Annotated in this window: 13 protein-coding genes; 6 read left to right on the forward strand and 7 right to left on the reverse strand. The window is 60.1% G+C overall.

The annotated features are described in order from the left end of the window. Nucleotides 1-3906, forward strand: a complete 3906-nt coding sequence (locus tag AFK67_RS05840; RefSeq protein ID WP_007732557.1) for an enterobactin synthase subunit F — start codon at nucleotides 1-3, stop codon at nucleotides 3904-3906. A gap of 133 nt (nucleotides 3907-4039) precedes the next feature. Here the strand turns inward: AFK67_RS05840 and AFK67_RS05845 are convergent, their stop codons facing one another. From AFK67_RS05845 to AFK67_RS05855, 3 genes are read right to left on the reverse strand one after another with little or no spacing between them, the layout of a single operon-like run. Then, entirely contained in the window at nucleotides 4040-4582 is a 543-nt protein-coding gene (locus AFK67_RS05845; protein ID WP_007732556.1) for a 1,2-dihydroxy-3-keto-5-methylthiopentene dioxygenase, read from the reverse strand. Further along, on the reverse strand, nucleotides 4579-5268 hold the full coding sequence (mtnC, locus tag AFK67_RS05850) for an acireductone synthase (RefSeq protein ID WP_007732555.1): 690 nt from the start codon (nucleotides 5266-5268) through the stop codon (nucleotides 4579-4581). Before mtnC ends, AFK67_RS05845 begins: the two co-directional genes overlap by 4 nt. Next, complete coding sequence (locus AFK67_RS05855; protein ID WP_007732553.1) at nucleotides 5265-5879, reverse strand: methylthioribulose 1-phosphate dehydratase; 615 nt, start codon at nucleotides 5877-5879, stop codon at nucleotides 5265-5267. Before AFK67_RS05855 ends, mtnC begins: the two co-directional genes overlap by 4 nt. Before the next feature lie 135 nt (nucleotides 5880-6014). On the opposite strand from AFK67_RS05855, the gene AFK67_RS05860 reads away from it, so the two are divergent. After that, nucleotides 6015-7175: a pyridoxal phosphate-dependent aminotransferase gene (locus AFK67_RS05860; RefSeq protein WP_007732551.1), complete on the forward strand. Its 1161-nt coding sequence runs from the start codon at nucleotides 6015-6017 to the stop codon at nucleotides 7173-7175. On the opposite strand, the gene citR is transcribed toward AFK67_RS05860, so the two are convergent. Then, entirely contained in the window at nucleotides 7170-8132 is a 963-nt protein-coding gene (citR, locus tag AFK67_RS05865; RefSeq protein WP_007732548.1) for a DNA-binding transcriptional repressor CitR, read from the reverse strand. The two genes, AFK67_RS05860 and citR, sit on opposite strands and share 6 nt — an antisense overlap. A gap of 576 nt (nucleotides 8133-8708) precedes the next feature. On the opposite strand from citR, the gene ahpC reads away from it, so the two are divergent. Both ahpC and ahpF read left to right on the forward strand, forming a co-directional pair. Further along, nucleotides 8709-9272 (forward strand): alkyl hydroperoxide reductase subunit C, encoded by a 564-nt coding sequence (gene ahpC / locus AFK67_RS05870; protein ID WP_007732542.1) that lies wholly within the window; start codon nucleotides 8709-8711, stop codon nucleotides 9270-9272. A 260-nt stretch (nucleotides 9273-9532) separates the two neighbouring features. Continuing rightward, nucleotides 9533-11098 (forward strand): alkyl hydroperoxide reductase subunit F, encoded by a 1566-nt coding sequence (gene ahpF / locus AFK67_RS05875; protein ID WP_038884023.1) that lies wholly within the window; start codon nucleotides 9533-9535, stop codon nucleotides 11096-11098. A 194-nt stretch (nucleotides 11099-11292) separates the two neighbouring features. Here ahpF and uspG read toward each other — a convergent pair whose 3' ends face one another. Next, the gene (uspG, locus tag AFK67_RS05880; protein WP_007710729.1) at nucleotides 11293-11721 is read right to left on the reverse strand and encodes a universal stress protein UspG; all 429 of its coding nucleotides are present in this window, start codon (nucleotides 11719-11721) and stop codon (nucleotides 11293-11295) included. 242 nt (nucleotides 11722-11963) lie between these two features. Between uspG and AFK67_RS05885 the strand changes: the two genes are divergently transcribed. Continuing rightward, on the forward strand, nucleotides 11964-13196 hold the full coding sequence (locus AFK67_RS05885) for a zinc-dependent alcohol dehydrogenase (protein WP_007710721.1): 1233 nt from the start codon (nucleotides 11964-11966) through the stop codon (nucleotides 13194-13196). Between the two features lie 63 nt (nucleotides 13197-13259). Here AFK67_RS05885 and rnk read toward each other — a convergent pair whose 3' ends face one another. Next, nucleotides 13260-13670 carry a nucleoside diphosphate kinase regulator gene (gene rnk, locus AFK67_RS05890; RefSeq protein WP_007710717.1) on the reverse strand — a complete coding sequence of 137 codons (411 nt, stop codon included), beginning with the start codon at nucleotides 13668-13670 and terminating at the stop codon, nucleotides 13260-13262. A 151-nt stretch (nucleotides 13671-13821) separates the two neighbouring features. Next, a complete protein-coding gene (locus AFK67_RS05895; RefSeq protein WP_007710715.1) occupies nucleotides 13822-15198 on the reverse strand; it encodes a GntP family permease in 1377 nt (458 codons plus the stop codon). Nucleotides 15199-15595: 397 nt separating this feature from the next. Here AFK67_RS05895 and AFK67_RS05900 point away from each other — a divergent pair, with 397 nt between their 5' ends. Next, nucleotides 15596-16861 (forward strand): ABC transporter substrate-binding protein, encoded by a 1266-nt coding sequence (locus tag AFK67_RS05900; protein ID WP_007710711.1) that lies wholly within the window; start codon nucleotides 15596-15598, stop codon nucleotides 16859-16861. Nucleotides 16862-17003 lie beyond the last annotated feature (142 nt).

A 17003-nucleotide genomic window follows, 5' to 3' on the forward strand; every position in this document is an offset into this window, starting at 1 on the left:
GTGACGGATCTCTCCCTGACACCGGCCACACCCGCCGCCGCCTCGCTGCCGCTGGTAGCGGCGCAGCCTGGCATCTGGATGGCCGAAAAACTCTCCGACCAGGTCAACGCCTGGAGCGTGGCGCACTATGTGGAGCTGAACGGCGCGCCCGATGCGCCGCTGCTGGCGCGCGCTATCGTCGCGGGCATGATGGAGGCCGACACGCTGCGCATGCGCTTTGACGAGCGCGACGGCATTGTCACCCAGCGCCTCGATCCTGGCCTGACGTTTGAGACGCCCGCGATTATTGATGTGCGCCATGAAGCCGACCCGCAGGCGGCGGCGCTGACGCGGATGCGCGCCGATCTGGAGCAGGATTTACGCGTCGCGAGCGGCCAGTCGCTGGCGCATCACCAGTTGTTGCGCGTGGGTGACACGCGCTGGTTCTGGTATCAGCGCTATCATCATTTAGTGGTCGATGGCTTCAGTTTTACCGCCATTACCCGCCGTATCGCCGATATTTACCGCAGCTGGCATCGCGGCGAAGACCCCGGCCCGTCGCCGTTTGTCGCTTTTAACGAGGTGGTGGAGGAATACGCACGCTATCAGTCGTCGGACGCCTGCGCGCGCGACGCCGCCTTCTGGGCGCAGCAGGTGCGTGAACTGCCGCCGCCGGCGACGCTTTCTGATAAACCGCTGAGTGGGCAATCCTCTACCACCGCGCTTATCCGCCGTTCGCTGCGTTTTGACGAGGTGCATTTCGCCGCGCTCATGGCCAGTAGCGGCGGGCTCGCCGCACCCGATGTGGCACTGGCGCTGGTGGCGCTGTGGCTTGGCCGCCTTAGCGGGCGTAACGACTACAGCGCCGGTTTCATCTTCATGCGCCGCATCGGCTCCGCCGCGCTGTGCGCCACCGGCCCGGTGCTGAACGTGCTGCCCTGTCCGGTGCGTATTGATCCGTCGCAGACGCTGGCGCAGTTCGCCGCCGCCTTTGCAAAGACGCTCAAAACGCTGCGCCGTCATCAGCGCTATGACGCCGAGCAGGTGCTGCGCGACAGCGGCAACGTCGCGCAGCAGACACCGTTGTTCGGCCCGGTGCTTAACCTGAAAATGTTTGATTACCGGCTCGATTTTGACGGCGTCGAAGGCGTTACACACCAGCTTGCCTCAGGGCCGGTAAAAGATCTCGAAATCGCCCTGTATGTGGACGAGCAGGGTGGCGTAACGCTGGAGCTGCTCGCCAACCAGCAGCGCTACGATGCCGCGCAGATTGAACGCCAGCTCGCCCGCCTGCCGCGCCTGCTGGCGCAGTTCGCGGCAAATCCCGGGCTTTTGTGCGCGCAGGCGGATCTGCTGGGCGAAGAAGACTACGCGCTGATAGCGCGCGTCAACCAGACCGCCATGCAACTGCCGCAGGAGACGCTCAGCAGCCTGCTGGAGAAACAGGCGCAGGCGACGCCCCAGGCCGCTGCGCTGGCGGATGACCATTACGCATTTACCTACCGGGAAATGCGCGAGCAGGTGCTTACCCTCGCCGCAGAACTGGTGCAGCGCGGCGTGAAACCGGGCGATGTGGTGGCCGTCGCGCTGCCGCGTTCGGTCTTTTTGTCGCTGGCATTGCAGGCTATCGTCGAGGCGGGGGCCGCCTGGCTGCCGCTTGACACCGGTTATCCGGACGACCGTCTGCACATGATGCTGGAGGACGCGCGCCCGGCCATGCTGATCACCGCCGCGCAGGAGCAAGGGCGTTTTGCTGGCCTGGATCTGCCGGTGTTCAGCTATGACGCGCCGCTTGCCGTTAGCGCGCCGCAGTCGCTCGCGCGTTCGCACCCGTCGCACACCGCGTATGTCATTTTCACCTCCGGCTCCACCGGACGCCCAAAGGGCGTGATGGTCGGCCAGACCGCCATCGTCAACCGACTGCTATGGATGCAAAGCCACTATCCGCTCGGCGGGGATGACGTGGTGCTGCAAAAAACGCCGTGCAGTTTTGACGTTTCGGTATGGGAGTTTTTCTGGCCGCTCATCGTTGGCGCGCGGCTGGTGATGGCGCCGCCTGAGGCGCATCGCGACCCGCAGGCCTTGCAGGCGCTGTTTGCGCGCTGGCGCGTGACGACGACGCACTTTGTGCCCTCAATGCTGGCGGCGTTTGTCGGCGCGCTCGCCACGCCGCAGGCCGTTGACGCCTGCGCGTCGCTGCGCCAGGTGTTCTGCAGCGGCGAAGCGCTGCCGACCGAATTATGCCGCGAGTGGGAACGCCTGACCGCCGTCCCGCTGCATAATCTCTACGGCCCGACGGAAGCGGCGGTGGACGTGAGCTGGTATCCGGCCTTCGGCGAAACGCTGGCAAAGGTCGCGGGCCCGAGCGTGCCCATCGGCTTCCCGGTCTGGAATACCGGCCTGCGCATTCTGGACAGCGCCATGCGTCCGGTGCCGCCGGGCATGGCGGGCGATCTCTATCTTACCGGCATTCAGCTGGCGCAAGGGTATCTGGGTCGCCCGGATCTGACCGCCAGCCGCTTTATCGCCGATCCGTTCGCGCCCGGCGAGCGGATGTACCGCACCGGTGACGTGGCGCGCTGGCTCACGGACGGCGCGGTGGAGTACCTCGGGCGCAGCGACGATCAGCTGAAAATTCGCGGCCAGCGCATCGAGCCTGGCGAGATTGACCGCGTCATGCAAAGCCTGCCGGACGTGGCGCAGGCGGTGACGCATGCCTGTGTGCTGAATGAGAACGCCCAGGCGGGCGGCGATGCGCGTCAGCTGGTGGGGTATGTCGTCTCCACCTCCGGCGAGGCGCTGGATGTCGCGGCGCTGCGCGCGTGTTTAAGCGAGCGTCTGCCCGCGCATATGGTGCCGGTGACGCTTATCCAGCTCCCTGCGCTGCCGCTCAGCGCCAACGGCAAGCTGGATCGCAAAGCGCTGCCGCTGCCGCAGCTTACCGCCCGCGCGGCGGGCAGGCAGGCGGCGCCGGGCGTGGAAACGGCCATCGCCCGCGCGTTTTCGCAGCTTCTGGGCGTAGAGGTGACCGACTCGCAGGCTGATTTCTTTGCGCTCGGCGGCCATTCGCTGCTGGCGATGCGGCTGGCGGCGCTGCTCACGCGCGAGCTGGCGCGCCCGGTGACGGTCGGGCAGGTGATGATCGCGCCGACGGTGGAGAAACTCGCGGCGCAGGTTAACGCAGGGGGGAGCGACGCGCAGGCGGGTTTTGAGGCAGTGCTGCCGCTGCGCGATGGCACCGGGCCGACGCTGTACTGTTTCCACCCGGCGTCGGGCTTCGCCTGGCAGTTTAGCGTGTTGCAGCGCTGGTTATCGCCGCGCTGGGCGATTACGGGTATTCAGTCGCCGCGCCCGGACGGCCCGATGCAGCAGTGTGCGTCGGTTGATGAACTGTGCGAGCGCCATCTCGCGACGCTTAGACAGTTACAGCCGCACGGGCCGTACTGGCTGTTCGGCTATTCGCTCGGCGGCACCCTTGCGCACGGCGTCGCCGCGCGTTTAAGGGCGGCGGGCGAAGAGGTCGCGTTCCTCGGCCTGCTCGACACCTGGCCGCCGGAAACCCAGAACTGGCAGGAAAAGGACGGGCAGGAACTCGACCCGGCCGTGCTGGCGGAGATCGAACGCGAGCGGGCGGCGTTTGTCAGCGCGCAGCAGGGGCAGGGCCCGACGAGGCTGTTTGAGACCATTGAGGGGAATTACGCCGACGCGGTGCGGCTGCTCTCTACCGCGCGCAGCACGCGCTTTGACGGCGAGGCAACGCTGTTTGTCGCCGAGCGGACCGTGACGCCAGGCCTCAACCCGCTGGACGCCTGGGCGCCCTGGACGCGCGCGCTGGAGGTGCATTATGTCGACTGCGCGCACGTAGAGATTATTTCCCCGCAGGCGTTCGAGGTGATTGGCCCGTTGTTGCGGGAGAGACTGGGGTAGGGGCGGCGGGTGCGCTTCGCTTACCCGCCCTGGAAAAGAAGCCGGGTTTTATCGTAGGGCGGGTAAGCGTTAGCGCACCCGCCAGCCACATCGCTCATCACCCACACCTCGCGCCACCCTTAAAACCTCGCGGTTACGCGAGGCGTGGGTATCCTTCGGCTATCGGGCTGCCGGTGAAATTCGCAATCCATCCTTCGGGATTATCGAAAATACGGATCGCCGTAAAATGCGGCTGCGAGCCCATATCAAACCAGTGCGGCGTCCCGGCAGGCACCGAGATTAAATCGTTTTTCTCGCACAACACCTGGTAGACCTTATCGCCGATGTGCAGGCAAAACAGCCCTGCGCCTTCAACGAAAAACCGCACTTCGTCTTCGCCGTGGGTATGTTCATTGAGAAATTTGCCGCGCATCGCCTCTTTTTGCGGGTTATCGGCCCGCATGCTGATCACATCCCAGCTCTGATAGCCTTTTTCCGCCACCAGACGGTCAATGGCGTGCTGGTAGGCGGTCAGCACCGCCTCCGGCGTCGGGTTATCGCCGAGATCGCGGTCGGCCTGCCAGCGTTCGAACCGCACGCCCTGGGCGTTAAGCTGTTCGCGAATCGCCTGCGCATCGGTGCTCTGCCACAGCGGTTCGCGGGCGTCGTTATCGGCAAAAATCGTCAATGCGCTCATGTCGGGATCTGCTCCGGGTGGATGTCATCGAAACTGGAAACCTGGCGGTGGGTGCTTTGCGGGTCCGGCTCGCCGCGAATCAGCTGAATGGTTTTCCAGCCCGACTCGCGCGCGGCGTCAAGCTCCTCGCGGACATCTGAGAGAAACAGCATCTGATGCACCGGCACGCCGGTTTTCATGGAGATATTACGGTACGACGACGGCTGACGTTTGGCGCCGACGTGGGTGTCGAAAAAGCCGCTCAGCAGGCCCGAAACATCGCCTTCGTCACTGTGACTGAACAGCAGTTTTTGCGCCGGGACGGAGCCGGAAGAGTAGATATAAATATCGATATCCTGATCGCTCCAGCGGCGCATCGCGGGCACGACGTCCGGGTAAAGGTGACCGGTGAAGTCGCCGTTCACGTAGCCTTCGCGCCAGATATGGCCCTGAATGGATTTCAGCGCCGGGGATTTGCTGTCTTCATCCATAAATTTGAAGAGGGTTTCCAGCAGCTGATCGACCGAGGCCGCCGGCTGGTGGATCTCGCCGCGCAGTTCGTTGAGCAGCAGATTTACCGGTTCGCGGTGTTCGCCCGAGCGGATAAAGCGCTCCAGGCGCTCGCGCGCATACGGAAACAGAACGTTATGAACGAAGCGGATATCGGTCGTGGTGCCTTCAATATCGGTAACAATGGCGCGGATCATGCTTTCTCCAGCAGGCGTCGCTGCATTTCACATTCAAACAGGAATTCGAGCCCCTCCAGATGGCGACGCGCTTGCACGACATCTTCCCCCCAGCAGGTCAGCCCGTGGCCGCGCAGCAGAAACCCGTAGCGCAGCGGAAACTGGCGGTGATACTGCGCAATGCGCTCCGCCAGAGCACCAATATCCTGATCGTTATCGAAAATGGCAACAGGCACGTTATCAAGATGGGTGGTTTGTCCGGCGAGCGATTTCTGCATCTCATAACCCGTAAGGCGCAACGCGTCGCTTTTCTCCACGCGGGAGAGCACCGTCGCGTTAACGGTATGCACGTGCAGCACGCAATTCGCGTCAGGAAAGAGGCGGTAAATCAGGGTATGCAGGCCGGTTTCGGCGGAGGGTTTACGGCCAGATGGCGCGCGCGAGGTGGCGATCTCCACCTGCAAAAAGTCCTCCGGCGTCAGGCTGCCTTTATCTTTGCCTGACTCGCTCAGCCAGCACCAGCGTGCGTCCTCACGCAGCGACATATTGCCGCCGGTGGCGGGCGCCCAGCCCTTCGCGCCTACCCAGTGGCAGGCCGCCACCAGTTGCTCCAGTTGGCTCTCTTTACTCATCGCATCCCCGCAGGCATATCGTTAGCGTTTAGACGTCTAAGCGTCTTGATTGCCAGAGAGTAGCATCGTGTTATAGTGTCGGCAACACAAAGACAACACCATAACAACACAGACCGAGCGAAAGGATCAGCCGTGATGAGCCACTCCCCTTTGACGCCAGAAAGCAAGCTGCCCGCGCTGGGCACGACCATTTTCACCCGCATGAGCGCGCTGGCGCAGGAACACCAGGCGATTAACCTGTCGCAAGGGTTCCCCGATTTCGACGGCCCGCGCTATTTGCAGGAGCGGCTGGCGCACCACGTCGCGGCGGGCGCAAATCAGTACGCGCCGATGACCGGCGTGCAGGCGCTGCGTGAGGCGATTGCCGATAAAACCGAGGCGCTCTACGGCCATCGCCCGGACGCCAGCCTTGACGTGACCGTCACGTCAGGGGCCACCGAGGCGCTCTACGCCGCTATCACCGCGCTGGTGCGCCCTGGCGATGAAGTGATTTGCTTTGACCCGAGCTACGACAGCTACGCGCCTGCGGTGGCGCTCTGCGGCGGTGTGTTAAAGCGCATCGCGCTGACGCCGCCTGACTTTCGCGTCGACTGGCAGCGGTTCGCTGAACATTTAAGCGAAAAGACCCGGCTGGTTATCCTTAATACGCCGCATAATCCGTCCGCGACGGTCTGGCGCAAGGCGGATTTCGCGGCGCTCTGGGCGGCGATTGCGGAGCGTGAAATCTACGTGCTGAGCGATGAAGTCTATGAGCACATCTGTTTTGCCGAAGAGGGGCACGCCAGCGTGCTGGCGCATCCGCAGCTGCGTGAGCGGGCGATAGCGGTGTCGTCGTTTGGTAAAACCTATCATATGACCGGCTGGAAAGTGGGGTACTGCGTGGCGCCCGCAGCGCTTAGCGCCGAGATCCGCAAAGTGCATCAGTATCTGACGTTCTCAGTCAATACCCCGGCACAGCTGGCGCTGGCGGATATGCTGCGCGCCGAGCCGTCGCACTATCTGACGTTGCCCGACTTTTACCGGGCGCGGCGCGACACCTTTATCGAGGCCCTCGCCGCGAGCCGCCTTAAGATTTTACCCTGCGAAGGCACCTACTTTTTGCTGGCGGATTACAGCGCCATCTCGTCGCTGGACGACGTCAGCTTCTGTGAATGGCTGACCATCGAGGCGGGCGTCGCCGCCATTCCGCTGTCAGTGTTTTGCGACGCGCCGTTCCCGCACAAACTCATCCGGTTGTGCTTCGCCAAACAGGAGGCGACGCTGCTCGCCGCGGCGGAGCGGCTGGCGCGGCTATAGGGTTGGCTGATCCGGAGACACCGCGTCCTGTTTGAGCGCGGCGGGCACATCGTGCAGAAAGTGCTGTTCGATGCGCGATACAAAGCTCACGAACGACGCATTGGTTAACGATGAGCGGTTATAGATAAGGTAGTAGTCTATCTGCGGCAGGTCGATGTTCAGCGCCACCGGCCGCAACCGAAAGACCGAGCGATAGCGGCGCAGGGTGGAGGCAGGCAGAATGCCGACAAAATCGGTTTTGCCAATCACCGCCATGATCGACGACGGCGAATTGCTGGTAAACGCGATTTGCCGTTCGCCGATAAGCTCGGAAGACTTCACATGGAAATGCTTCTGGCCCTCTTCGGTGCCGTTAAACAGCGTAAATTTCTCCTGCGCCAGCGCGGCCGCGTCGGCACGCTCCCCCAGCCGCGGATGGTTCTCGCTGCACACCAGTACCGTCTCCTCGCTAAAGCAGTGTTTGCAAATCACCGAATGGCTGACGATGGGGGTCATGCCGATTATCAAATCCGCCTTGCGATAGGCCAGTAAGTCTTCTGCGGTTTCGCTGGCAAGCGTGGTGTCGTAATGCTCCAGCTCGAAATCGTAATGCTCGCGAAACGCGCTCACTAACTCCGGCAGATGATCCGCAGCCAGCGACGGCGGGCAGTAGAGCACGAAGTTTTTACGCAGCGGCGCACCCTGCATCATGTTGATGGTCTGCTCAAGCTGATTGAGGTTGTCTTCGAGATAATGATGCAGGTTGGTGCCGACGGTGGTGGGCGTGATGCCTTTGCCGGAGCGGACAAACAGCGGGTCGTTAAGCTGGTTGCGCAGGCGCTGCAACGACTGGCTTATCGCCGAGGGCGTGAGAAACAGCGCTTCAGCCGCCTTGCTGACGCTGCGATGCAGATAAATGCATTCAAAGATAACCAGAAGATTGAGGTCGAACTTTTTCAAATCCTGCAAATTTGCCATGACAGCCTCGCAACGAGACGAAAGGGTTTTTTATGGTTTATGCATTCTCTGTAAATAATAGATAAGGAATATGTTTTTTGTGCATTCGGGGCGGGTCGTAATCTGAAAAACGAAGCCGCCTTCACAGAAGCGGGGCGGCGACGGGGCGCATAGTTTTCCTGCGCGTAACGGTAAGAAAAGCCTGCCGGTACAAGGCGTTCAGTCACCCGTCGTCAACACGCATGGCACGTTGTCTTTTGTTAAGCTATGCCTATCAGAGCCATAGACGGGAATAATCTTCGCCTGCGTTGCCCTTAGAGCACGAGAGTGTTCTAATCGCAGGAATGCCTGTGTCGCACCTGCGGCGCAGCGCTTTTGCCAGCACGCTGGCTCTGACGTTACCTGCGGGTATCTCAGCGACTCAGGCCGCCCGTTCAGGTGGCTTTTTTATTTTTCGCCCGTTGGGGTGAAACGTTCATAAGGTTGTCCCGAACGTGTTGTTAGCTATCACTTATTGATTTGATAACGCAAACGCATTGGCCCGGGTTGCTAAAATTCGATACCTTACGTCCCATCGAAAACACGGAGGAAGTATAGATGTCCTTGATTAATACCAAAATCAAACCTTTCAAAAACATGGCGTTCAAAAACGGTGAGTTCATCGAAGTTACCGAGAAAAACACGGAAGGCCGCTGGAGCGTATTCTTCTTCTATCCGGCTGACTTTACCTTCGTATGCCCGACCGAACTGGGCGACGTGGCTGACCATCACGACGAGCTGCAGAAACTGGGCGTAGACGTTTACTCCGTTTCTACCGACACCCACTTCACCCACAAAGCGTGGCACAGCAGCTCCGACACCATCGCGAAAATCAAATACGCGATGATCGGCGACCCGACTGGCGCCCTGACCCGTAACTTCGAAATCATGCGTGAAGACGAAGGTCTGGCTGACCGCGGTACGTTCATCGTTGACCCGCAGGGCATTATCCAGGCTATCGAAATTACTGCTGAAGGCATCGGCCGCGACGCGTCTGACCTGCTGCGTAAAATCAAAGCGGCGCAGTATGTTGCTTCCCACCCAGGCGAAGTTTGCCCGGCTAAGTGGAAAGAAGGCGATGCGACTCTGGCGCCGTCTCTGGACCTGGTTGGCAAAATCTAATTTTTCTTCGGCTTTTGCTGCATAGCTGTGCTGGCATCACTCTCGCGCCCCGGTCACTTACTTTTGTAAGCTCCCGGGGACTTAAGAGTTCGCCGCCTTGCTCTGCAACAAAAATCCTTCGAAAAATACAGGCATTATCACGGGTGCAGTTCTGCACCCGTTTTTTTGAAAACGCTTTTACGCGCTCTCATTTAAGTTGCAACGCGGCGCGGCCTGTTCGAGGCGGCTTAAATGAGGAAGCGTAAGCTCAGGAGAAAATTATGCTCGACACAAACATGAAAACCCAGCTCAAGGCCTATCTTGAGCGTCTGACAAAACCTGTTGAGTTAGTGGCCACGCTGGATGACAGCGCGAAATCAGCAGAGATCAAAGAACTGCTGACGGAAATCGCTGAGCTGTCTGACAAAGTCTCTTTCCGGGAAGACAACAGCCTCGCAGCGCGTAAACCTTCATTTTTAATCACCAACCCAGGCTCTACTCAGGGTCCGAGCTTTGCGGGTTCGCCGCTCGGCCACGAGTTCACCTCGCTGGTGCTGGCGCTGCTCTGGACCGGCGGTCATCCGTCGAAAGAAGCGCAGTCGCTGCTTGAGCAGATCCGCGATCTGGATGGCGATTTTGAGTTCGAAACCTACTACTCGCTCTCCTGCCACAACTGCCCGGATGTCGTGCAGGCGCTGAACCTGATGGCGGTACTGAACCCGCGCATCAAGCACACGGCTATTGATGGCGCGGTGTTCCAGAATGAAATCACCGAGCGCAATGTGATGGGTGTTCCGGCAGTCTTTATGAACGGCGTGGAGTTTGGCTCTGGCCGTATGACCCTTGCGGAAATCGTGGCGAAAGTGGACACCGGCGCGGAAAAACGCGCGGCGGAAGAGCTGAACCAGCGTGACGCCTACGACGTGCTGATTGTCGGCTCCGGCCCGGCGGGCGCGGCGGCGGCGGTATACTCCGCGCGTAAAGGCATTCGTACCGGCCTGATGGGTGAGCGTTTCGGCGGCCAGGTGCTCGACACCGTGGATATCGAAAACTACATCTCCGTGCCGAAAACCGAAGGCCAGAAACTGGCGGGCGCGCTGAAAGCGCACGTGGACGACTACGATGTAGACGTTATCGACACCCAGAGCGCGACGAAGCTTATCCCGGCGGCGACCGAAGGCGGCCTGCATCAGATCCAAACCGCCTCCGGCGCGGTGCTGAAAGCGCGCAGCGTGATCGTGGCGACCGGCGCGAAATGGCGCAACATGGGCGTGCCGGGCGAAGATCAGTATCGCACCAAAGGCGTGACCTACTGCCCGCACTGCGACGGCCCGCTGTTTAAAGGCAAACGCGTGGCGGTGATCGGCGGCGGTAACTCCGGCGTGGAAGCGGCGATTGATCTTGCGGGTATCGTTGAGCACGTGACCCTGCTGGAGTTCGCACCTGACATGAAAGCCGACCAGGTATTGCAGGATAAACTGCGCAGCCTGAAAAACGTCGACATCATTCTGAACGCGATGACTACCGAAGTGAAAGGCGACGGCACGAGGCTGACCGGTCTGGATTACCAGGATCGCGTCACCGGCTCCGTGAAGCATCTGGAAGTGGCAGGGATCTTCGTGCAGATTGGTCTGCTGCCGAACACCACCTGGCTTGAAGGCGCTATCGAGCGTAACCGCATGGGCGAAATTATCATCGACGCCAAATGCGAAACCAGCGTGAAAGGCGTATTCGCGGCCGGCGACTGCACCACCGTGCCGTACAAACAGATTATCATCGCCACCGGCGAAGGCGCGAAAGCGTCGCTGAGCGCCTTTGATTATCTGATTCGCACCAAAACCGCGTAAGAATAAGAAAGTAAGACACCTGCGCAAAAGCCGCCCACAAGGGCGGCTTTTTTATTGGCGGATTGGGTGGGCAGCGGTGTAGTCACTGGCGGGCGCGCGTTGCTTACCTGCCCTACAACGTTTGCAACCGTAATGCTGAGTGCCAGCGCACCCGCCATTTATGCCCAGATCACCCGCAATTTATGCGACTGACGTTATCGCACCACAAAAACCGGCACATGGGCGTGCCGCACGACGCTTGAAGCGTTTGAGCCTAACAGGTGGGTGCTGATTGACGGATCGCGCGAGCCGATCACTACCACGTCGGCGCTTAGCTCTTTCGCCATCGCGTTGACTTCATCGCGCACGCTGCCGAACCGGATATGGCTGTGCAGGCGGTCTTCCGGCAGGGTGAAATGGTGCTTCAGGGTTTGCAGACGCGCGTTCGCCTCGGCTTCGAGATGCTCTTCAAACCGGCGGATATCGGCGGCGAAGCGGTGGAGGCTCAGGTTGGCCGAGCCCGGCAAAACATGCAGCAGATGAATAATCCCTGACTGCTGAGCCAGAAACTCCGCGTGGGCAATCGCTTTGTCGCTCAGTTCCATTTCAAATACATCAACAGGCATCAGAATAGTGTTGTACATCGTCACTCCTCCGTTAGCGGTTATCAACGCCTGCATAAAACCACAATTTCAGCACGGATAATTTTATACGCCCGACAAATTTGTCCTTTTTTACGCAGCATCGTTAGCCAGGAAAACTCTCAAAGCCGCCCGGCTTAAGGCTTATCGCGAGGCTGATGGCCCATCCGGTCTACCCTTGGTGTAGACCAGATGAACATTCGCACTGGAACCTGTCTCTTTTTACTCTCTGCCAGGAGGTCGTAATGAAGGCGTTAACCTACCACGGGCCGCATAACGTTAAAGTTGAGAATGTCCCGGACCCGATTATTGAGGCGCAGGACGACATTATTCTGCGCGTCACGGCCACTGCGATTTGCGGTTCCGACTTACACCTCTATCGCGGCAAAATCCCGCAGGTGCATCACGGCGACATTTTCGGCCATGAATTTATGGGGGAAGTGGTGGAAACCGGCAGCGCGGTAAAAGATATTCGCAAAGGCGACCGCGTGGTGATCCCGTTCGTTATCGCCTGCGGGGAGTGTTTTTTCTGCAAGCTGCAGCAATATTCCGCCTGTGAAACCACCAACAAAGGCACCGGCGCGGCGTTGAATAAAAAGCAGATCCCGGCACCCGCGGCGCTGTTCGGCTACAGCCACCTCTACGGCGGCATTCCGGGCGGGCAGGCGGAGTATGTCCGCGTGCCGAAGGGGAACGTCGGGCCGTTCAAGGTGCCGCCGGTACTCTCCGATGACAAAGCGCTGTTTCTTTCCGACATCCTGCCGACCGCCTGGCAGGCGGTGAAAAACGGCCAGGTGCAGAAGGGCTCTCAGGTAGCGATTTACGGCGCGGGACCGGTGGGGCTTCTGAGCGCGGCCTGCGCGCGGCTGATGGGCGCCGAGCAGATTTTTATGGTCGATCATAACGACTATCGGCTCGCCTTCGCTAAAGAACGTTACGGGGTTATCCCGATTAACTTCGATGACAACGACGATCCGGCGGCGTTTATTATCGAAAACACGCCGGGCAACCGCGGCGTGGACGCGGTCATCGATGCGGTCGGCTTCGAGGCCAAAGGCAGCCTTACCGAAACCGTGCTGTCGAATCTCAAAATCGAAGGCAGCAGCGGCAAAGCGCTGCGTCAGTGCATCGCGGCGGTGCGTCGCGGTGGCGTGGTGAGCGTGCCGGGCGTTTACGCGGGCTTTATTCACGGCTTCCTCTTTGGCGATGCGTTTGATAAGGGCATCAGCTTTAAAATGGGCCAAACGCATGTGCACGCGTTCCTGCCGGAGCTGCTGCCGCTTATCGAGCAGGGGCTGCTGACGCCGGAGGAGATCGTGACGCACTATCTGCCGCTGGAAGACGCCGCGCGCGGCTACAAGATTTTCGAGAAGCGCGAAGAGGAGTGCCGCAAGGTGATTCTGGTGCCGGGAGCGGCGACGCCGGAGGCGGCGCGCGATAAAGTCACTGCGCTGATGAATGCGCCGTTGCAGCCGTAGAACGGGCGCATAAACAGAAAGAGGATGCCGCAGCATCCTCTTATTTTTTGCCGCACAGCGGGCTTAGCGATGGTATTCGCCCGCCGCTTCCGGCTGGTAAAGCAGTTCCAGCACTTCGATATGGGTTTCGCTGCCGTCCGGCAGTGGCCAGCGGATGGCGTCGCCTACGCGCAGCCCCAGCAGCGCCGCGCCGACCGGGGCCATTACCGACAGCGCTTCATCGCTGCTGCCCGCGAGCTGCGGGTAGACCAACTGGCGCTCGTACGTTTCCCCGCTCGCCAGATCGCGGAATTTCACCCGGCTGTTCATCGTCACCACATCCTGCGGCATCGCCTGCGGGCTGACCATCCGGGCGCGATCCAGCTCATCGTTCAGCGCGTCGGCGACCGGCAGGCGCGCGAACGCGGGCTGCTCCAGCAGGCTATCGAGACGTTCGGCATCGAGTTCGTTGATGATAAGGGCAGGTCGGGACATTTCTCACTCCATGTCGTTGAATCAGGCGGCGTTTCGCCGCTAACAAGCGTCCAAAGAAAAACCCTCACCGTCAAAACGATGAGGGTCCGCGTCAGGGGATGATACTCAGCCTTGCGCGCCGTTTGAAGTGACCTGGGTCACGAAACGGGGCTTAAAGCAGGATGCTCCCCACCGCCGCCAGCAGGAAGGCGATAGTGCCCAGCAGGGTTTCCATCACGGTCCAGGTTTTCAGCGTCGTTTTCTCGTCCATCTCAAGGAAACGGCCCACCAGCCAGAAGCCGGAGTCGTTAACGTGCGAGAGCACGGTCGCGCCGCCCGCGATAGCGATAACGATAAAGCAGAGGTCGAACTGGCTTAAGCCCGGCGTCGCCTGCACCATCGGCGCGACCAGCGCGGCGGTGGTGGTGAGCGCGACCGTGGCCGAGCCCTGCGCCACGCGCAGCGCGGTAGCGATAACAAATGCCGCCAGGATAACCGGCATGCCGGTGTCCGAGAGCACGCCCGCCAGCGCGTCGCCGATGCCGCTGGCGCGCAGTACGCCGCCGAACATGCCGCCCGCGCCTGTCACGAGAATAATCCCGCAGATAGGCCCGAGCGCGCCGTCGCAGATTTTCTCCAGGTGCTGACGGCTGTGGTTGCGGCTAAACACCATCAGCGCGAAAAACACGGTGATGAGCAGCGCAACCGGGGTTTTGCCGAGCATACGCAGGAAATTCACCACGCTGTTATCGGCGCTGACCCAGCCCAGCACTTTGGCGGTGTTAAGGCCCGTATCGAGGAAGATAAGCATCAGCGGCAGCAGCAGAATGGTCAGTACCATGCCGAAGGACGGCGGGCGATGTGTCGGGTCCGCTTCCACTTCGCCAAGGAAAGACGAGGGCAGTTTGATATCGAATTTCTTACCGGCGTACTGACCGTACAGATAGCCGCCGAAATACCAGGTGGGGATCGCGATAATCAGACCCACGATCACCAGCAGGCCAATATTGGCGCCCAGCAGTTCGCTGGCGGCGACCGGGCCCGGATGCGGCGGCACCAGCGCATGCATGGCCGCAAACGCGCCTGCCGCCGGGAAGGCGTATTTCAGCGTCGAGCCGCCAAAGCGTTTCGCCACGCTGAAGATGATAGGCAGCATCACCACCAGACCGGCGTCGAAGAAGATAGGGAAGCCGAACAGCAGCGAGGCGACGCCCAGCGCGAACGGCGCGCGGTGTTCGCCGAATTTATTAATCAGCGTGTCGGCAAGGACTTTTGCGCCGCCTGACACTTCCAGCAGGCGACCTATCATCGCGCCAATTCCCACCAGCAGCGCGACGCCTGCAAGCGTACTGCCGAAACCGGTCAGCAGCGTCGGCACGACTTTATCAAACGGCACTTTGGTCAACAGCGCCACAACAATACTGACCAGGGTAAGAGCAAGAAAAGCATGCACTTTAAAGCGCATGATAAGTACCAGCAGCAGCACGACGGCGCAGGCGGCAATGCCCAGCAGCGTACCAGCGCCATAAGCATAAGTGGTTTCTGTCATCGTTATTGTCCTCAACATGGGTACAGTGAAACCGTAGCCTGGTCGGCGGTTTTCTCACTGATACCGGTAACATGATACTGGTAACATGCGGAGGGTTGTAAACAGGGGTTGTCATATTTATTAACATTTTGAGATCACCGTCAAACTCCCGCGTGAGGCGGGCTTTTCGTCTTCCTCCGCATATATCGCCTCGCGAATCTGTCAAATTTTACAAGGCACTTTTTTCAGCAAATCGCCAGATTTGTTGGCTATATCGAGCTTTTTTGTCGTGAAGTGGCCGCGAAGTTGTCGATTTGGCTTGCCGTTAACTAGCTTAGGATCGTGATGATTTGCCGTACATCGCGCTGTATACGGCGGCGCAACGCCGCCGGACCCCATCAGTGCATAAGAGGACATCATGAAAAAGCTCACCTTCACGTTTCTGACCGTTGCGCTGGCGGGCACCAGCCATTTCGCATTTGCCGATACCCTGCGCATGGAATGTCCCGTCTCGCCAGGCGGCAAGCAGTACTGCCAGTACATCAAAGAACGCTTTGAGAAGCAGACCGGTAACCAGCTCGAATTTATCGAATTCCCGGCCGCTTCCGATGAAAAGCTGGCGCTGCTGCAACAGCTGTTCGCCGCCAAAGATGAAAAAGCGGTGGATGTGTTTCAGTCCGATACCATCTGGATTGGCCTGCTGGATAAGCAGACGCTCGATCTCACCGACGCCATGGGCGGCATGGAAAAAGAATTTTTCCCGGGGCCCTGGAAGAACAACACCGTGAACGGGCGTCTGAAAGCGGTGCCGTCATATATCGACACCGGCGTGCTGTTCTACCGCAAAGATTTGCTGGAGAAATACCACGAGCAGCCGCCGAAAACCTGGGAAGAGATGACGCGTATCGCCACCAAAATCCAGGCGGAAGAGCGTAAGGCGGGGCGTAAAAATTTCTGGGGCTATATCTTCCAGGGCAAATCCTATGAAGGGCTGACCTGTAACGCGCTGGAGTGGATTGATTCTTACGGCGGCGGCACGTTTATCGACGAAAAAGGGAACGTGACCATCAATAACCCGAAAGCGGCGCAGGCGCTGGATATGGCGCGGGGCTGGATGGGCAAGATAACGCCGAAGGGCGTGCTGGGCTACAAAGAAGAGGAGTCGCGCACCGTGTTCCAGAACGGCGACGCGCTGTTTATGCGCAACTGGCCTTACGTCTGGCAGCTGTCGCAGGCGGATGACAGCCCGCTGAAAGGCAAGGTGGGCGTGATGCAACTGCCTGCCGGGCCGGAGGGGCGTCAGGCGACGACGCTCGGCGGCTGGCAATGGTCGATTAACGCCAATACCAAAAACCCGCAAGCCGCGATCGCGCTGCTGAAAATCTTAAGCGATGACGATTCGCAAATTACCCGTCTGAAAATCCTCGGCCACGCGCCAACCCGCGTTGCGCTGTATGAGAACAAAGACGTGCTGGCGCTGGCCCCGGAGCTGACCCAGTTCCGCGATATCTTCGCTCAGGCGGTGCCGCGCCCGGCGACGGTGGCGAAAGCGCAATATCCGCGGGTGTCGAACGCGGTATTTAACGTGACGTTTAGCGTGTTGAACGGCAAAGAGGACGGCAAGAAAGCGACAGCAGACCTGCAAAAACGGTTGACCCGCGCGAAGGGAACCGGCTGGCGGTAAGGGGCCTGTGGGGCGAGGTGTAGATGGCGGGGGCGCTACGGTTACCCGCCCTACCAATGACGTGCGACACGCTGTTTTTGTAGGGTGGGTAAGCAGCGCGCACCCGCCGTGCGGCGCTAACCCCGAGGCTCGCCCGCCGGGG

It is taken from the genome of Cronobacter dublinensis subsp. dublinensis LMG 23823 (genome assembly GCF_001277235.1).
GTDB classification, from domain to species: Bacteria; Pseudomonadota; Gammaproteobacteria; order Enterobacterales; family Enterobacteriaceae; genus Cronobacter; species Cronobacter dublinensis.